Below are 17206 nucleotides of genomic sequence, written 5' to 3' on the forward strand. Positions count from 1 at the left end.
GCACCAATGCTGCTGGGCTACTCACAGTTAATTGAAAATGGTGGCCGATGTCTTATCGGCCACCTATATCTACATCTACGGGACGCATCATGATAATACCTTTAGATTTCCTAACCAATTCCGCCTTAGCAAAATCAGTAGACATCAGTACCGACTGCCCCGTATGGCCGTATCTCGCATACTACACATATAAAAGTAAGCAAGCGTTCAATGAATTGCGTGAACTGTCAGACAACGACCAATCAGTCATCATTAATGGTTTTCTTCACAATTTGACCGCTCGAGTCACGGCGACAGCTAACAATGTTCTTTTCGCCGAACGAAGCATTTTGGAGAAAACAGCCCCCACAGCAAGAGTCACTGTAAAAGAGCATTATAAAATCCTCAGGAACACCACGAGTTATCTGCACGACATATTAACCGCCTATCCAGAACTGGACAGACTGCTAGAAACAATTTCCCATAATTTTTTTGAGCAAAGCTTGCGCCTGGCAAAACATCTCATATGTGACAAAAACGCCTTGAGTAAGATAGCTAATATTAATAGCTTTAATTCTCTGAAAAAATGTGAAGTTTCGGAAGGCGAAACTCATAACGGCTCCGCGACGGTGTGCATATTGACCTTCTGTAACGGGGAACGAATAGTCTATAAACCAAGGAATTTAGAGCTTGAGTCTTCGATGTCAGCGTTGCTGCGAAATTTATCGGATAATGCTGGCGGTGATTATAGCGAATGGACAATTCCTAATTATATAATCGGCTCAGATCATGGATGGACACAATATGTACCGCAGCTGCCCGCCCAATCTCAGTTGCAGGTAGCACAATTTTATAAACGATCAGGTTTCTTACTCGGATTCTGCACCGCCTTTACAGCTTCAGATATTACATCCGACAATCTCATCGCCCATGCGAGCAGTCCGATCCCTATCGATTTGGAGACAATTTTTTATAATGTTCTTAATATCGATAGTATTCCCAAGGAGATACGTTGGAATGCTACTCAGACCAGTATATTACCGAACTGGACTTGGAAGGGCACCGACGGGATAGGGGTGGATTTAAGTGCATTAGGTGGCTTAAACGAACAATATGTCAGTTTAAATCTATACCAGCATATAGAGGATAAACATGGCAACGATAGCTTTGGCATGGACGGAGTGAAAATTCTACCTGGAAAAAACGTTCTATACTTTAAGGGGCGAGTTGTAAAGCCTTGGGAGTACTATAAAGAAATAACCGAAGGATTCCATTGCGTCTTCCAGCTGATCGAGAAGAGAAAAGAATCGCTCATTAGCTCTATCAGCCGGCTCTCTGGTCTGCCCTGTAGATACGTACCCAGAGCAACAGCTACTTATCATTATGCCATTCAATGCTCACTTCACGCTTCTCTGATGAGTTCCAGCGAAAACCGAAGAGCTTTTCTAAAAAAAATCCTTGATAACGAGACCGCTCCCGCTATTGGTTTTTTGGAGGCAGAGATCCAAGCATGTATGAACTTAGATATCCCATATGCTAAAAGCCAAGTGGGGCAACTTGAATTTTTCGAACCTTGCTACCTAGGAAAGGGGCATTTGGATTCCCTCGAATACGTGGACGGATTAACCAATAGCGTTGATTACTTGAGAAATCTGTCAACGTGTCGAACAGCTTTCGAAACAAGCTTAATAAAGAACACATTGATTGCCATGCAGAATATGTATGAGCACGACAAGCGCTTGACCGACCATGAATTTCGTCAGCATGATTGCCTGGATAATATAGCTAACCAAAGCTTAGACTCGATACTACACGCCGTCCGACTAGCACAAAATCGAAACGTCGAGTTTATTAACACCCAGATCATCGATGAGTTATCGACAAATGGTTTATGGCTAGGGTTCCATGCGTCTCCTGGCGGATATGTAGAATACTCCGAATTAGGCGACGACTATTACTATGGTTTATCGGGTATCCTTTATGGATGCATATTGGCTGGTCAGTGGGTGGCCATTTCAAAAGATGCTACACACGATTTATTAAATCATGTATATACCAGAGTCCACACAAAACTGACTAACCCAGGCAGTCACTTGGGCGGTCTTCATTTCGGTTTGTCGTCCACCATCCTCCCCTTATACATAAGCCTGAAATTTTATAAAGACAACAGAAGCGATGTTTTGTTATCTATGTACAAAAGCTATTTGAATGACGTCATTACTGACAGTTGGTGGCAGAAATATTTCTGGGGAAACGACCTGCTTTCTGGATCATTTGGAACGCTAACAGTTATTACCAGACTTTATGAACTGACAAATGATTCGGAGTTTTCGTCATTAGGAAAAACTCTTTATAGCAAAATCGAAACCGAATTAAGCATAGTAAACGGACGAAACACGGTGACATTTGGAAAGTCGATAACCACTCGTGACGATGGATTACTCAGCGGCATTTCTCACGGCGTTATGGGCTGCGCATATGCCATTTTCTATTTCTATAACACCATCATGCAAAGCGAATCAATTCACTCAGTATTTTTGGACTTATTGAACTGGGAACTATCTGAGTTTGATTCTGACATCGACAATTGGAAGGACTATAGAAGAAGATCTGCCGACTCATCTCCAGGAGAATTTTCATGGAGCCATGGCTTACCCGGAAACTATCTGGCACTTCGTTACTTTGCATCTAAAGATATTCATGAGGCAATCACATTTCTAGACAAAAATCCACCAAACAAACTATTCACTTTTGATAGCTTATTGAAAAGAAAACGTCCCGTAAACGACTCGCTTTGCCACGGCGCGTACGGATTGCTAAATTTGATTAAGGAACTAAACCCTGAAGCCTTATCGGACTATCGAACGTATATTTGGGCCAACGTACTAAACTTGGCCGAATATGACACACGAGAGTTGAGAACAAGATCGGCGGATCCGTTAGGTTTATGGGTGGGAAAGGTTGGCTCGTTGCTAGGATCAATAGGATTGCTTAACCAGAAATTTAAATTCCCATTTCTCGCCCACGAAATGAAACTCATATGACAATGTTTTTGAATCTGCGAGTCATTTTAATTGGGATAGCCGGTGCTTTAATTGGCATCGCGCCCCCCTACCTCATAGGTCAAGCAATTAACTTTTATACCAAGCATGGAGAAATAGATACATTGATCATTTCTGTCGCCTGTGTACTAATTATCGCCACTCCCTGCGGGAGGCTGGCTTCACACCTATATATCCAAAAGCTTTCTACAGCCACCCGAAAAAGCTTAAAAACCAGACTAACCGAAAAAATCATCCTCAAAACTACCCTTGAAAACCATGGCGAAGCAATCGACTTAATAGATGGCGACGTAGAAGGCAGCATTTATCTATATCACAATATTTACTTAGACATCGCATCAAGCCTTAGCGCTCTACTTCTCGCTCTATTCATAGTGTTTCATTACAACCCATCATTAACTATCGCACCATTATCGGCAATCCTGTACATCGCCACATTCAAAATACTTACACGAAGAGCCTACTTAAGCTCATATAAAAAGTATGTTGAGACAAACACTCAACTGATTTCTAACATCAGCAACCTCAGAAATTCCTCTTCACTGTCAGACCTTGAACTTATTAAAGAAAACAACCGCCAGATCAAGCTTTTATCATTAATTTCCAGGGCAAAAATAGCCTTGCTCGAACTCGTCTCCAACCTTTCTTACTTAATAGGTATAATTTTATTATTCTATATTGGCTCCAATTCCATCGCGAACGATACATTATCTATCGGAGATTTTGTCTCCGCTGCTGTATATCTAGAACGAGTGCTCGTACCAACAGGCGCACTCGTAAGTATATATTATGCAACCGGTGAAGCACGCTATCGCCGGATGAGAATTGATCGGTGCCTTTCAGGAGCAACAGATGGGTAATGTGCTAAAGACGAATTCTTTAATTCTAATGCTGGTCAGCCTATGCCTTGTGTTATCAGCAAGCTGTCAATTGCTCATCCCATATATTATTTCTGAGGGAATAACAAAGATCACGGATACAGCTTATATTCTGGAATCACTAAAGAAACTGGCCTCTGCCTTTATTGCAAGAGCTATTTTGCAAGGTGCTGCTGATAGTTTGAATGCCTATGCCGAGACGAGTCTACGTATGAGCCTCATAGAACATATTTACAACCACCGTAGCTCTACGACACATAGCGCATTTATTACCCGCATCACGGAAGATACGGCGCGCATAGCAGCGGCAATTTCAAGCGCACTTTATCTGTTCGGCTCCGGCTTACTGGTTGTAACGACATCCTACTTACTTATAATAGAAACACCTTATTTTCTAATACCTTTACTGCTCATTTGGTCGCTGGCTGCACTGCAGCTGAAGAAATCGTCCCTTATTATTGCCAAGCTTTATCAAGCTGAAATATTGAAGGAGGAACAATACAAGCTTTCTTTCTTGACACTCATTAATTCAGCCAACATCGCTCGGTATCGCGACAACTATAGAAAACACTGTCAGCGGCTTAACAAGGCGGCGGGCGCCCGCCATGAGCATCAGAAATTAAATTTGATACTTTGCTCCATACCAGAAATTCTAATTGCGATCGCTACTGTATTCATTGTGATTTTTATTGCCTCGGCAACTCCGGAACTACTGGGATCAAAGTATATTTATTTACTGGGATACATTGGTTTATTCGCAATGGCAAGTCGCCAATCACTTGAGACCGCTCTTTCTCTGGTCGGAATCAATGAATCAGTAAAAAGGATATTCGAGGGCGCTCAACATGAATAATTTCTATTTGCGAGAAGTTCGATTAAAACCGGCGGCGAGCATTCCTCCTTGTTTGCGCAACCTGTTTCCAATAAACTTTACGCGACCTATCACCGTCATCATCGGGGAAAATGGATGTGGTAAATCTACTTTACTTGAAGGTATTGCGGTCAAGCTCGGCTGTAACCCTGAGGGTGGGGGGAAGAATTTTATATTTAAGACGGAAGACACGCACTCTGACCTTCATCGGGAACTGATACTATCAAAAGGACATATCAAGGAAAAAGATCTATTTTTTTATCGAGCAGAAACCTTCTATAACCTGAACACGGAAATTCGGCGCCTGGATGAAGAAAATAGCTTTTCACCGGAGATAAAGACCTATTATGGCGGCCGTGACTTACATACCATTTCCCACGGGGAAGCCATGGAGAAACTATTCCAGCTAAGATTTAATGATAAAGGACTTTATATTCTTGATGAGCCTGAAGCTTCCTTGTCGCCGCAGCGGCAATTAGCATTCATTTTACGAATTTTTGAACTTGCCAGCGAAGGCGCTCAATTTATAATTGCGACACACTCCCCCATAATAATGTCCATGCCAGGGTGCGAGTTACTTCAGATTAACGATGGGACTTTAGAAAAAATCGAGCCTGCCGAAACAGAGGCCTATAGCATCTACAAGGCTGTCTTGAACTCTTCAGGTGAGTATTTGAAAAAGCTGGTTCTTGATAAGCATCATGTCTAAGTGCTGATCAACCATCACCTCGAAATCAATGGTTGAGGTAGCCTTACGGCTCACCTCAACGATCTGTTTGATTTACAGGCCAGACATCTCTTTGATAGCGCCCTTGAGGTCGTCATCCGAGCAATCGGCGCAGGTGCCTTTAGGCGGCATGGAGTTGATGCCGGTAATGGCCTTGGCCAGGATGCCGTCGAGACCGCCCTGGTGATCGGCGCGTTCTTTCCAGGCGGCCTTGTCACCGATTTTCGGCGCGCCCAGCAGGCCCGTGCCGTGGCATGCGTTGCAATGCTTTGCAATCACATCAGCCGGTTTCTTGGCACCGCCAGCGCCGCCAGCGGCAGTGGCAACTTCCATACCCTTGCATTCCTTGCCCTGGACGCAGACCTGGCCGACGGGTTCAAGGCGCTTGGCGATTTCGTCGTTCGGCGCAGCTTGAGCGGTCGCAGCCCATAGGGCCAATACGGTTGCTGGTGCAGCCAGCATTTTCATAATTAGGTTCACGCGTACACCCTCAATGGTGGCTAGTCACGCCTGCGGCCACGGTTTGCAGGCGGGCGCAAGTATAGCGGTAAGCCTGTCACTCTGAAACAACCCCAAAGTCGCAAGGGTCTTGTTTGTCATGACAGCCCAACAGGTGGGCGCCTTTGCCACGGGGGCCTGGCGCCTCTTGGTCTAGAAATTGGCCGGCGTGGCTGCGCTGATCAGTCGCGCCGGCACGTCGAACGGATTACGGAAACGGTGGGGCTTGGTGCTTTCGAAATAGTAGCTGTCGCCCGCCTCGAGCACGAAGGTTTCGAGGCCTACCACCAGTTCCAGCCGCCCTTCCACCAGAATCCCTGTCTCCTCGCCCTCATGGGTGAGCATCTCTTCACCGGTATCGGCACCCGGCGGATAGATCTCGTTGAGGAAGGCAATCGCCCGGCTCGGGTGTGCCCGACCCACCAGCTTCATGGTCACGGCACCATCGGAGATGTCGATCAGTTCGTTGGCTTTGTAGACGATCTGAGTCGGTTTTTCCTGAAGGATCTCCTCGGAGAAAAACTCGACCATGGACATGGGAATCCCGCCAAGGACCTTACGCAACGAGCTGATCGAGGGGCTGACGCTGTTCTTCTCGATCATCGAAATAGTGCTGTTGGTGACGCCCGCGCGCTTGGCGAGTTCACGCTGGGAAAGGCCTTTGAGTTTACGAATGGATTGCAGTCGTTCACCGACGTCCAATGCTGGAGCCTCCAGGGAATCAGGTTGTGAGGAAAGTGAGCGTTATCATGGCGACAGCGTTCAGTATTTACAACACTTTGACCCGAATCCTGTGCGGTGAAGCGACTTTCGGTAGGTGGCGCTTCGTCTCAGCCCCCGGAATAGAGCCGTGGCACCCGCCGCAGGTTGCAGAAAATCTGGTAAGGAATCGTGTCGGCGGCCTTGGCGACGTCGCTGGCGAGGATGTTCTTGCCCCACAACTCCACGGTCGAGCCGAGTCCGGCCTGGGGGACATGGGTCAAGTCGACACACAGCATGTCCATCGACACCCGCCCGACCAGCTGGCTGCGCTGCCCATCCACCCGCACCGGGGTGCCGTTCGGCGCCTGGCGCGGGTAGCCGTCGGCATAGCCCATGGCGACCACCCCGACCCGGGTCGGTTGCGTGGTCACGAAGCGAGCACCGTAGCCCACCGGCTCACCGGCGGGCAATTCACGCACACAGATGATCTTCGATTCCAGGGTCATCACCGGTTGCAGGCGCGAGGCGACCGTGTTGGGTTCGTCGAAGGGGGTCGCGCCGTAGAGCATGATGCCCGGCCGCACCCAGTCGCTCGGCATCTTTGGCCAGCCCAGCACCGCTGGGGAGTTGCGCAGGCTGACCTCTGCCACCAGCCCCTGACGGGCCGCCTCGAACACGGCCAGTTGCTCGGTGCTGCTGGAGTCGTGCAGTTCATCGGCGCGGGCGAAGTGGCTCATCAGGACAATCTTCGCCACTTTGCCGCTGGCCAGCAGGCGACGGTAGGCCGCCTGGTAATCCGCCGGATGCAGGCCGACCCTGTGCATGCCGGAATCGAGCTTGAGCCAGACCGTGATCGGCTGGCTCAGTGCGGCTTTTTCAATCGCTTCGAGCTGCCATAACGAATGCACCACGCACCAGAAGTCGTGCTCGACGATCAAGGGCAGCTCATCGGCTTCGAAAAAACCCTCCAACAGCAGGATCGGCCCACGGATCCCACCGGCCCGCAGCTCCAGGGCTTCTTCGATGCAGGCCACGGCGAACCCGTCCGTCGTGTCCTGTAGCGCCTCGGCGCACCGCACGGCGCCGTGCCCGTAGGCGTCGGCCTTGATCACTGCAAGGGCCTTGGCCCCCGTGACCTCACGGGCCAATTGGTAGTTGTGACGCAGGGCTTGGAGATCGATCAGGGCACGGGCAGGACGCATGGCGGCAGGCTTCTAGGCGGTCATGAAGAAAAAACCGGCGCGGGCTGGCAGGGTGGTCCACCCACAGCGCCGGGAGAGGAATCGTTTGGGCCGGTATTAAGGCAGCGCAGCCACGACGGACAGCTCCACCAGGATCTGCGGTTCACACAGCTTGGCCTCGACCGTGGCCCGGGCCGGGGCGACGCCTTTGGGCAGCCACTTATCCCAGACGGCATTCATGCCTGCGAAATGCGCCTCGATGTCCTTCAGGTAGATCGTCACCGATAGCAGCCGCGTCTTGTCGGTCCCCGACAACTCCAGCAAACGCTCGATATTGGCCAGGCATTCGCGGGTCTGCTGTTCAATACCGGCGTTCATGTCGTCGCCGACCTGCCCGGCCAGGTAAACGGTGCCGTTGTGCACGACAACTTGGCTCATGCGGTCATTGGTGAGCTGGCGCTGGATTGACATGTTTTGCAGACTCCTGGGGTTTGCTGCCATAACGGGAAATATCGAGGCCTTCGGCGCTGATCTGCGGCTTTTTCTTCGCCATCAGGTCGGCCAACAGGCGACCGGAACCACAGGCCATGGTCCATCCGAGGGTACCGTGGCCGGTGTTCAGGAACAGATTCTTGAAGGGCGTGGCACCGACGATGGGCGTGCCATCCGGGGTGGTCGGACGCAAGCCGGTCCAGAAACTCGCCTGGGCCAGATCGCCGCCCTGAGGATAAAGGTCGTTGACGATCATCTCCAGGGTTTCACGCCGACGCGGGTTGAGGGAGAGGTCGAAACCGGCGATTTCCGCCATGCCGCCCACCCGAATGCGATTGTCGAAACGGGTGATCGCGACCTTGTAGGTTTCGTCGAGAATGGTCGAGGTCGGGGCCATCGCCGGGTTGGTGATCGGCACGGTCAGGGAGTAACCCTTGAGCGGATACACCGGCGCACGGATCCCGAGGGGCTTGAGCAATTGCGGCGAATAGCTGCCCAGGGCGAGCACATAGCGGTCGGCGGTTTCCAGCTTGCCGTCGATCCAGACACCGTTGATACGGTCGCCAGCGAAGTCCAGGCGCTGGATATCCTGGCCGAAGCGGAATTGCACACCCAGCTTCACCGCCATTTCCGCCAGGCGCGTGGTAAACATCTGGCAGTCGCCGGTCTGGTCGTTAGGCAGGCGCAAGGCACCGGCCAGGATGTCGGTGACATTGGCCAGGGCCGGCTCGACCCGGGCGATGCCTTCGCGGTCGAGCACTTCGAACGGTACGCCGGACTCTTTCAGCACGGCAATGTCTTTTGCCGCGCCATCGAGCTGGGCCTGGGTGCGGAACAACTGTGTAGTCCCCAGGCTACGGCCTTCGTAGGCAATGCCGGTTTCGGCGCGCAGCTCGTCGAGGCAGTCACGGCTGTACTCGGACAGGCGCACCATGCGTTCCTTGTTGATGGCATAGCGGCTGGCGGTGCAATTGCGCAGCATCTGCGCCATCCACAGGTACTGGTCGATATCGGCAGTGGCCTTGATCGCCAGCGGCGCATGCCGTTGCAGCAGCCACTTGATGGCCTTGAGCGGCACGCCCGGCGCGGCCCATGGCGAGGCATAACCCGGCGACACTTGGCCGGCGTTGGCGAAACTGGTTTCCATGGCAGGCGCTGGCTGACGGTCGACCACCACCACTTCAAACCCGGCACGAGCCAGATAATAAGCACTGACGGTACCGATGACGCCGCTACCCAAGACCAGAATGCGCATGTTGATGCCCTCATCGCGGATGAACCGCTGACGTTTGTTGTACACAGCTTAGATGGGCGCAGTGTAAAAAAGATCAGCCAGTGCTTTTCACTATATAAACACCTATATTTGGCGAGAATTCTCGGCAAAACCCCTTTTCATGGAGGCGCATCACCTGTGCGTACCAATACCCAGACCAAACGCGAGCTGGACAAGATCGACCGCAACATCCTGCGCATTCTCCAGGCGGACGGGCGGATCTCCTTCACCGAGCTGGGGGAAAAGGTCGGCCTGTCCACCACGCCCTGTACCGAGCGGGTCCGGCGCCTGGAGCGCGAGGGCATCATCATGGGCTACAACGCCCGGCTCAATCCGCAGCACTTGAAGGGCAGCCTGCTGGTATTTGTCGAGATCAGCCTCGACTACAAATCCGGCGACACCTTCGAAGAGTTCCGACGCGCCGTGCTGAAACTGCCTCACGTGCTGGAATGTCACCTGGTGTCAGGGGATTTCGACTATCTGGTGAAAGCACGGATTTCCGAGATGGCTTCGTACCGCAAGTTGCTGGGGGACATCCTGCTCAAGCTGCCCCACGTGCGCGAATCCAAGAGTTACATCGTGATGGAAGAAGTGAAGGAGAGCCTGAACCTGCCGATTCCGGATTGAGCCTGGCTCCAGACCGCCCTCGCGACTCGGTCTCCTGGCGACTAGACCAACACCTGCCGGGTGCTGGCCATGTACTCATGAATCTGTTTCTCGACCCGCGGATGAATCAGCTCCACCGGCCGCCGGCCATTGGGACACGGCAAGGTCGCCGTGGTGCCGAACAGCCGGCAGATCAGCGGCCGCTCGTCGTAGACGGTGCAACCATCGGGCCCCAGGTGCACGCAGTCCAAGGCTTCCATGGCCGCGTCCTGTTCGGCGCGGGTCTTGCGGGGCAGGCGGGCCATTTCCTCGGGCGAGGTGGTGACCGGACCGCAGCAGTCATGGCAGCCCGGCACGCACTCGAACGAGGGAATCTGCTGGCGTAGCGTGCGGATTTTTTGACTGTTGCAGCTCATCGAGACGATTACCGAGAGGGATAAACCGGGATTCTGCCTCAAAGGCCGCGTGCCAGACAGCGCCAACCGACCGATGTTGCCCAGGAAGGAATCCCCGGCTTATGCTCCGTAAAATTTCTCAAACACAAAAATCAGGATTACGCACATGAACGCCCGTGTTCAGCAACCGAACCACGCGCACGCCGCCTCTTACTACGCCGCCAGCAGCCTGCCGCAACCGGACCATCCGCTGCTGCAGGGTGAGTTGCGGGCGGATGTCTGCGTCGTCGGCGGCGGGTTCTCCGGGTTGAACACGGCGATCGAACTGGCCGAGCGCGGCATGAGCGTGGTGCTGCTGGAAGCGCACCGGATCGGCTGGGGGGCCAGCGGGCGCAACGGCGGCCAATTGATCCGTGGTGTTGGTCATGGTCTCGACCAGTTCGCGCCGATCCTCGGCACCGACGGCGTGCGCCAGATGAAACTCATGGGGCTTGAGGCCGTGGAAATCGTCCGACAGCGCGTCGAGCGTTTTCAAATCCCCTGCGACCTCACCTGGGGCTACTGCGACCTCGCCAACAAACCCAGCGACCTGGAAGGCTTCGCCGAAGACGCCGAAGAATTGCGCAGCCTGGGTTATCGCCACCCGACCCGACTGCTGCAAGCCGACGAAATGCACAGCGTCGTGGGTTCGGATCGCTACGTCGGCGGATTGATCGACATGGGCTCGGGCCATTTGCATCCGTTGAACCTGGCCCTGGGCGAAGCCGCCGCGGCGCAGCAATTGGGGGTCCGGCTGTTCGAACAATCGGCGGTCACGCGCATCGACTACGGCCCTGAGGTGAGCGTGCACACCCAACAGGGCTTGGTTCGTGCCAAGACGCTGGTGCTGGGCTGCAATGCCTACCTCAATGGACTCAATCCGCAACTCGGCGGCAAAGTCCTGCCGGCCGGCAGCTACATCATCGCCACCGAACCCTTGAGCCAGGCCCAGGCACAGGCGCTGTTGCCGCAGAACATGGCGGTCTGCGACCAACGGGTCGCATTGGATTACTACCGGCTTTCGGCGGATCGCCGCTTGCTGTTCGGTGGGGCCTGTCACTATTCCGGCCGCGACCCGCAGGACATTGGCGCCTACATGCGTCCGAAAATGCTCAAGGTGTTCCCGCAATTGGCGGATGTGAAAATCGATTATCAATGGGGCGGGATGATTGGCATTGGTGCCAACCGTTTGCCGCAGATCGGCCGGCTCAAGGACCAGCCCAATGTGTATTACGCCCAGGCTTATTCCGGCCATGGGGTGAATGCCACGCACCTGGCCGGCAAACTGTTGGCCGAAGCCATCAGCGGCCAGCACAGCAGCGGTTTCGACCTGTTCGCCCAGGTCCCGCACATGACCTTCCCGGGGGGCAAGCACTTGCGCTCACCGCTGTTGGCGCTGGGGATGTTGTGGCATCGGTTGAAAGAGTTGGTTTAAAGAGCTTCACCAGGACTGACGACGCGATCGCGGGCAAGCCTTGCTCCCACAGGCCATTTCAATCTGTGGGAGCAAGGCTTGCCCGCGATAGCCGTCTCCGGGCCGGCACCACTTCAAAGCCGCCAGAACGGTTTGAGCCCCTCCTCCAACGCCTGCTCCCGAGTCAGCCCGATGTCACGCAACTGTTCGGGTGTAAGTTCCAACAAGGCCTTGCGTGTATGCAGACGATGCCAGAACAGGGCCCAGCGGCTCAGGCCGGACGGCGGATTGCGCAATGACGCGCTGCGCAGCCCCTTTTCCTGCCCTGCCACCAGTTCCTGACTGTGTAACGTCAGCCGCACATCGCTCAAGCCGTTCATTTTGATCGCTCCTGTTTACTTGGGTAGCCAGAGGTTTCATGATGCGCGGACGGCTAAAAGCAATACAGATTCAACCCATTTCTTTTATAAGCATACAGATTCGGTATTTCCGCCACTGAATTGTCATTTTCCAACCCAACTGTATCGGTTACAGTTGTCCAACTCATCGGGAGCGCACCATGACCCTCTACGTGAACCTCGCCGAACTGCTTGGCACCCGCATCGAGCAGGGCTTCTACCGCCCCGGCGACCGGCTGCCATCTGTGCGGGCATTGAGCACGGAACACGGGGTCAGCTTGAGTACGGTGCAGCAGGCCTATCGCGTGCTGGAGGACAGTGGGCTGGCGATGCCGAGACCCAAGTCCGGTTACTTCGTACCCGTGGGTCGCGAGTTGCCGGACCTGCCGGTCGTAGGCCGTCCGGCCCAGCGTCCCGTGGATATTTCCCAGTGGGACCAGGTGCTGGAGCTGATACGCGCCGTACCGCGCCCGGATGTGGTGCAACTGGGACGCGGGATGCCGGACATCAACTCGCCGACCATGAAACCGCTGCTGCGCAGCCTGGCGCAGATCAGCCGCCGGCAAGACATGCCCGGCCTGTATTACGACAACATCTACGGCAACCTCGCGCTGCGTGAACAGATCGCCCGACTGTCGTTGGACTCCGGCTGCCAACTGGGCCCCAACGACCTGATCGTCACCACCGGCTGCCATGAAGCCCTGTCGGTCAGCATCCGCGCCACCTGCGAACAAGGCGATATCGTCGCAGTGGATTCACCCAGCTTTCACGGGGCCATGCAAACCCTCAAGGGCCTGGGCATGAAGGCCTTGGAAATCCCCACCGACCCGCTCACCGGCATCAGCCTGGATGCACTGGAGCTGGCCTTGGAGCAATGGCCCATCAAGGCCATACAGTTGACCCCCAGCTGCAATAACCCGCTGGGCTACATCATGCCCGACGCCAATAAGCGCGCGCTGCTGAACCTGGCACAGCGCTTCGACGTGGCGATCATCGAAGATGATGTGTATGGGGAATTGGCCTACACGTACCCCCGCCCACGCACCATCAAGTCCTTCGATGAAGACGGTCGCGTCCTGCTCTGCAGTTCATTTTCCAAGACCCTGGCGCCTGGCCTGCGCATTGGCTGGGTCGCGCCAGGCCGTTACCTGGAGCGGGTGCTGCACATGAAATACATCAGCACCGGCTCTACCGCGCCACAGCCGCAGATCGCCATTGCCGAATTTCTCAAGGGCGGGCATTTCGAACCCCATTTGCGGCGGATGCGTACGCAATACCAGCGCAATCGCGACGTGATGATCGACTGGGTCAGCCGCTATTTTCCACCGGGCACCCGTGCCAGTCGCCCACGGGGCAGTTTCATGCTGTGGATCGAATTGCCCGACGGCTTCGACACGTTGAAGCTCAATCGGGCTCTGCTGGACCAAGGCGTGCAGGTCGCCGTCGGCAGTATTTTTTCGGCCTCGGGCAAGTACCGCAACTGCCTGCGGATGAACTACGCTGCCAAGCCAACGGCCCAGATCGAAGAGGCCGTGCGCAAGGTCGGAGCCGCCGCTATCGCGCTGTTGAACGAAACCCAGCGCGACGTCGTCTGAACTTTACCCAGAGAAGCAGTACCCAACAGCCGATCAATGTGAACAAGCGGAACGATCCTACGTGAGATCCAGACCGATCCTGCCTGCGCTGCTGTTAGTCGCCTCACTGCTGAGCGGCTGCGCCGGTCTTGATATCACCCGCGAGCCCTCCCAGGCCCTGCCGGCCACCGATTCTTCGTTCGGCCGCTCGGTCCAGGCCCAGGCCGCCGCCCATGAAGGGCGCTCGGGCTTTCGACTGCTGTCGGACAGCACCGAGGCCTTCACCGCCCGGGCCGAGCTGATTCGCCATGCCCAAGGCAGCCTGGATTTGCAGTACTACATCGTCCATGACGGCATCAGCACGCGAATGCTGGTGGATGAACTGCTCAAGGCCGCCGACCGGGGCGTACGCGTACGGATCTTGCTGGACGATACCACCAGCGATGGCCAGGATCAGATCATCGCCACCCTCGCCGCCCATCCGCAAATCCAGATCCGCCTGTTCAATCCGCTGCACCTGGGACGCGCCACCGGCGTGACTCGCAGCCTCGGGCGCCTGTTCGACCTGTCGTTGCAACACCGCCGGATGCACAACAAGTTGTGGCTGGCGGACAACAGCATGGCCATCGTCGGCGGCCGCAACCTGGGCGATGAGTACTTCGACGCCGAACCCAACCTGAACTTCACCGACATCGACCTGCTCAGTGTCGGTCCGGTGGCCGAACAATTGGGCCACAGCTTCGACCAGTACTGGAACAGCGCCCTGAGCAAACCCATCGAACAGTTCCTGTCCCATCGCCCCACGCCCAAGGACCTGGCCAACAGCCGCCTGCGCCTGCAAGAGTCCCTGGAGCAGACCCACAAAGAAAACCACGCGCTCTACCAGCAACTGACCGCCTACAAGACCCAACCGCGCCTGGACACCTGGCGCGACCAGCTGATCTGGGCCTGGAACCAGGCGCTGTGGGACGCGCCCAGCAAAGTGCTGGCCAAGGACGAACCGGACCCTCAGCTATTGCTGACGACCCAACTGGCCCCCGAGCTGACGGGCGTCAGCAAAGAACTGATCATGATTTCCGCCTACTTCGTCCCCGGCCAGCCAGGCTTGGTGTACCTGACCAGTCGCGCCGATGCCGGCGTGTCGGTGAGCCTGCTGACCAACTCCCTGGAGGCCACCGACGTGCCCGCCGTGCACGGCGGCTACGCACCGTACCGCAAGGCCCTGCTGCAACATGGCGTGCGCCTGTTCGAACTGCGACGACAACCGGGCGACACTGGCGGCAGCCCGCATCTGTTCTACAGCAAATCCTACGGCGAATCGGATTCCAGCCTGCACAGCAAGGCGATCATCTTCGACCAGCAGAAATCCTTCATCGGCTCGTTCAATTTCGACCCGCGCTCAGTGCTGTGGAACACCGAAGTCGGCGTGCTGGTGGACAGCCCGGAACTCGCCGGCCAAGTGCGTGAGCTGGCCCTGCAAGGCATGGCGCCGACCCTGAGTTATCAGGCCAGGCTGGAAGATGGAGCGCTTGTATGGACCACCGAAGACAATGGCAAGATCCACCACCTGGACCGCGAACCGGGCAGTTGGTGGCGCCGGTTCAATGCCTGGTTCGCCACGACTGTCGGGTTGGAGCGGATGCTTTAGAGACGGCCCGCTTTTGTGGCAAGGGATTTGGGTATGCTCAGGCCGCTTGAGTTGCCCCGAACGCCCCTTGGCGCAACAGCAGGATCACCAATCCGAACGCCCCGGCCGCCATGAACAAAGGCAGTGCATGTCCGCTGACCCATTGGCTGCCCGCCCCTGCCACCAATGGGCCAATCAGGCAACCGAGCCCCCACAGCTGCGCGACATGGGCGTTGGCCCGCACCAGTGCATCGTCGCGGTAACGCTCGCCGATCAGGATCAGCGACAGCGTGAACAAGCCGCCCGCGCTGGCACCGAACAGTACCCACAGCGGCCAGATCAACAGGGTATCGATCAACAGCGGAACCGCCAGGCTCGATAACATCAACGCCACCGCGCACCCCGTCAACAGGGCCCGGCGAGACACGCGATCGGCCAGGGCGCCGATGGGCAACTGCAGCAAGGCATCACCGACCACCACGGTGCTGACCATCGCCAGCGCAATGTCGGCCGTGAAACCCTGGCGAAGGCAATACACCGGCAACAACGTGAGGATCATCGCCTCGAACGCAGCGAACAACGAGACTGCCCAGGCAATCGCCGGCAAGCCACGGCAAAACGTCCACAAATCGCCGAACGTGACGTTGCCGGCCTCGCTGCTCGGCGCACCGCTGCGGCCCAGCAACAGCAAGGGCGCGGCCAACAGCAGGCCGACGCCCACCCAGAACCCGTAGTCATGATCGGTCCCCAGCGCGCCCAGCAGCAGTGGGCCGGACAACTGACTCAGGGCGTAGCTGCTGCCGTACAGCGCCACCAACCGTCCACACCATCGTTCAATGACCAGTTGATTGATCCAGCTCTCACCCAGGATGAACACCAAGGTCAGGACCACGCCAATCATCAGGCGCAGCAGCAACCAGACCGGATAGCTGGGCAGCAGCGCCAGCAACCCGATGGACACCGCACCGCCCCACAGGCACAGGCGCATCAACGCCGCCGTACCGAACCGCGCCGCCAGCCGGCTCGACACCTTGGCCCCGAGCAACACCCCCAAGGCCGGCATGGCCGCCATCACACCAATGGCGAACGAGCCATAACCCCAGCCCTCCAGGCGCAGCGACACCAACGGCATGCTCACGCCCAGGGCCAGGCCGACGCTCAGGACAGACGCCAGCACGGCGAAATAGGTTGCCCAACGCATTTCCACGCTCCTGTGGACAGTTATCAATCCGAACCATCACCCAAAACATTGTGGGAGCGAGCTTGCTCGCGATGACGGCGCAACATTCAACAAATTCGTCGATTGTCGTACCGCTATCGCGAGCAAGCTCGCTCCCACAGGGGATTTGTGTTGGCCGCCAATCTTCCGTCCATCCCCGACCAATGTAGGAGCGAGCTTGCTCGCAATGGCGGCGCAACATTCAACAACGTCGTCGACTGTCGTACCGCTATCGCGATCAAACTCGCTCCCACAGGGGATTTGTGTTGGC

General features: G+C 55.7%; 16 protein-coding genes. 8 read left to right on the forward strand and 8 right to left on the reverse strand.

The genetic code is table 11. The features are described 5' to 3' along the window. The first annotated feature begins 89 nt into the window (after positions 1–89). From lanM to BLQ55_RS14185, 4 genes are read left to right on the forward strand one after another with little or no spacing between them, the layout of a single operon-like run. Positions 90–3023, forward strand: coding sequence for a type 2 lanthipeptide synthetase LanM (lanM, locus tag BLQ55_RS14170; RefSeq protein ID WP_170847658.1), 2934 nt, complete (start codon positions 90–92; stop codon positions 3021–3023). Continuing rightward, positions 3020–3901 carry an ABC transporter transmembrane domain-containing protein gene (locus BLQ55_RS14175; protein ID WP_092254506.1) on the forward strand — a complete coding sequence of 294 codons (882 nt, stop codon included), beginning with the start codon at positions 3020–3022 and terminating at the stop codon, positions 3899–3901. The genes lanM and BLQ55_RS14175 overlap by 4 nt, the downstream gene beginning before the upstream one ends. Then, entirely contained in the window at positions 3894–4772 is an 879-nt protein-coding gene (locus tag BLQ55_RS14180) for an ABC transporter ATP-binding protein (RefSeq protein ID WP_092204754.1), read from the forward strand. Before BLQ55_RS14175 ends, BLQ55_RS14180 begins: the two co-directional genes overlap by 8 nt. Further along, positions 4765–5499 (forward strand): AAA family ATPase, encoded by a 735-nt coding sequence (locus tag BLQ55_RS14185; protein ID WP_092204755.1) that lies wholly within the window; start codon positions 4765–4767, stop codon positions 5497–5499. Before BLQ55_RS14180 ends, BLQ55_RS14185 begins: the two co-directional genes overlap by 8 nt. Before the next feature lie 72 nt (positions 5500–5571). Here BLQ55_RS14185 and BLQ55_RS14190 read toward each other — a convergent pair whose 3' ends face one another. The 5 genes from BLQ55_RS14190 to dadA all read right to left on the reverse strand — a co-directional run bounded on the left by BLQ55_RS14190 (position 5572) and on the right by dadA (position 9645). Then, positions 5572–5985 carry a c-type cytochrome gene (locus BLQ55_RS14190; protein ID WP_092204756.1) on the reverse strand — a complete coding sequence of 138 codons (414 nt, stop codon included), beginning with the start codon at positions 5983–5985 and terminating at the stop codon, positions 5572–5574. Between the two features lie 183 nt (positions 5986–6168). Further along, positions 6169–6717, reverse strand: coding sequence for a cupin domain-containing protein (locus BLQ55_RS14195; protein ID WP_017135864.1), 549 nt, complete (start codon positions 6715–6717; stop codon positions 6169–6171). A gap of 128 nt (positions 6718–6845) precedes the next feature. Further along, positions 6846–7919, reverse strand: coding sequence for an alanine racemase (alr, locus tag BLQ55_RS14200; RefSeq protein WP_092204757.1), 1074 nt, complete (start codon positions 7917–7919; stop codon positions 6846–6848). A gap of 96 nt (positions 7920–8015) precedes the next feature. Beyond that, the gene (locus BLQ55_RS14205; RefSeq protein WP_060740072.1) at positions 8016–8369 is read right to left on the reverse strand and encodes a RidA family protein; all 354 of its coding nucleotides are present in this window, start codon (positions 8367–8369) and stop codon (positions 8016–8018) included. Further along, positions 8341–9645 carry a D-amino acid dehydrogenase gene (gene dadA / locus BLQ55_RS14210; RefSeq protein WP_092254557.1) on the reverse strand — a complete coding sequence of 435 codons (1305 nt, stop codon included), beginning with the start codon at positions 9643–9645 and terminating at the stop codon, positions 8341–8343. The genes BLQ55_RS14205 and dadA overlap by 29 nt, the downstream gene beginning before the upstream one ends. A 156-nt stretch (positions 9646–9801) precedes the next feature. On the opposite strand from dadA, the gene BLQ55_RS14215 reads away from it, so the two are divergent. Beyond that, on the forward strand, positions 9802–10290 hold the full coding sequence (locus tag BLQ55_RS14215; protein ID WP_003206849.1) for an Lrp/AsnC ligand binding domain-containing protein: 489 nt from the start codon (positions 9802–9804) through the stop codon (positions 10288–10290). A gap of 41 nt (positions 10291–10331) precedes the next feature. On the opposite strand, the gene BLQ55_RS14220 is transcribed toward BLQ55_RS14215, so the two are convergent. After that, positions 10332–10685, reverse strand: a complete 354-nt coding sequence (locus BLQ55_RS14220) for a YkgJ family cysteine cluster protein (RefSeq protein WP_092204759.1) — start codon at positions 10683–10685, stop codon at positions 10332–10334. Between the two features lie 145 nt (positions 10686–10830). On the opposite strand from BLQ55_RS14220, the gene BLQ55_RS14225 reads away from it, so the two are divergent. After that, positions 10831–12138: an NAD(P)/FAD-dependent oxidoreductase gene (locus BLQ55_RS14225; RefSeq protein WP_092254509.1), complete on the forward strand. Its 1308-nt coding sequence runs from the start codon at positions 10831–10833 to the stop codon at positions 12136–12138. A gap of 113 nt (positions 12139–12251) precedes the next feature. On the opposite strand, the gene BLQ55_RS14230 is transcribed toward BLQ55_RS14225, so the two are convergent. Continuing rightward, positions 12252–12497, reverse strand: coding sequence for a DUF1127 domain-containing protein (locus tag BLQ55_RS14230; RefSeq protein WP_092204761.1), 246 nt, complete (start codon positions 12495–12497; stop codon positions 12252–12254). 179 nt (positions 12498–12676) lie between these two features. Here BLQ55_RS14230 and BLQ55_RS14235 point away from each other — a divergent pair, with 179 nt between their 5' ends. Together BLQ55_RS14235 and BLQ55_RS14240 are read left to right on the forward strand one after the other, a co-directional pair. Next, complete coding sequence (locus BLQ55_RS14235; protein ID WP_092204762.1) at positions 12677–14110, forward strand: aminotransferase-like domain-containing protein; 1434 nt, start codon at positions 12677–12679, stop codon at positions 14108–14110. A 61-nt stretch (positions 14111–14171) separates the two neighbouring features. Continuing rightward, positions 14172–15737 carry a phospholipase D family protein gene (locus BLQ55_RS14240; protein WP_092254512.1) on the forward strand — a complete coding sequence of 522 codons (1566 nt, stop codon included), beginning with the start codon at positions 14172–14174 and terminating at the stop codon, positions 15735–15737. Positions 15738–15774: 37 nt separating this feature from the next. On the opposite strand, the gene BLQ55_RS14245 is transcribed toward BLQ55_RS14240, so the two are convergent. Then, on the reverse strand, positions 15775–16917 hold the full coding sequence (locus BLQ55_RS14245) for an MFS transporter (RefSeq protein WP_092254515.1): 1143 nt from the start codon (positions 16915–16917) through the stop codon (positions 15775–15777). Between the last annotated feature and the right edge of the window lie 289 nt (positions 16918–17206).

Source organism: Pseudomonas sp. NFACC13-1 (assembly GCF_900104425.1).
Taxonomy (GTDB): domain Bacteria; phylum Pseudomonadota; class Gammaproteobacteria; order Pseudomonadales; family Pseudomonadaceae; genus Aquipseudomonas; species Aquipseudomonas fluorescens_AA.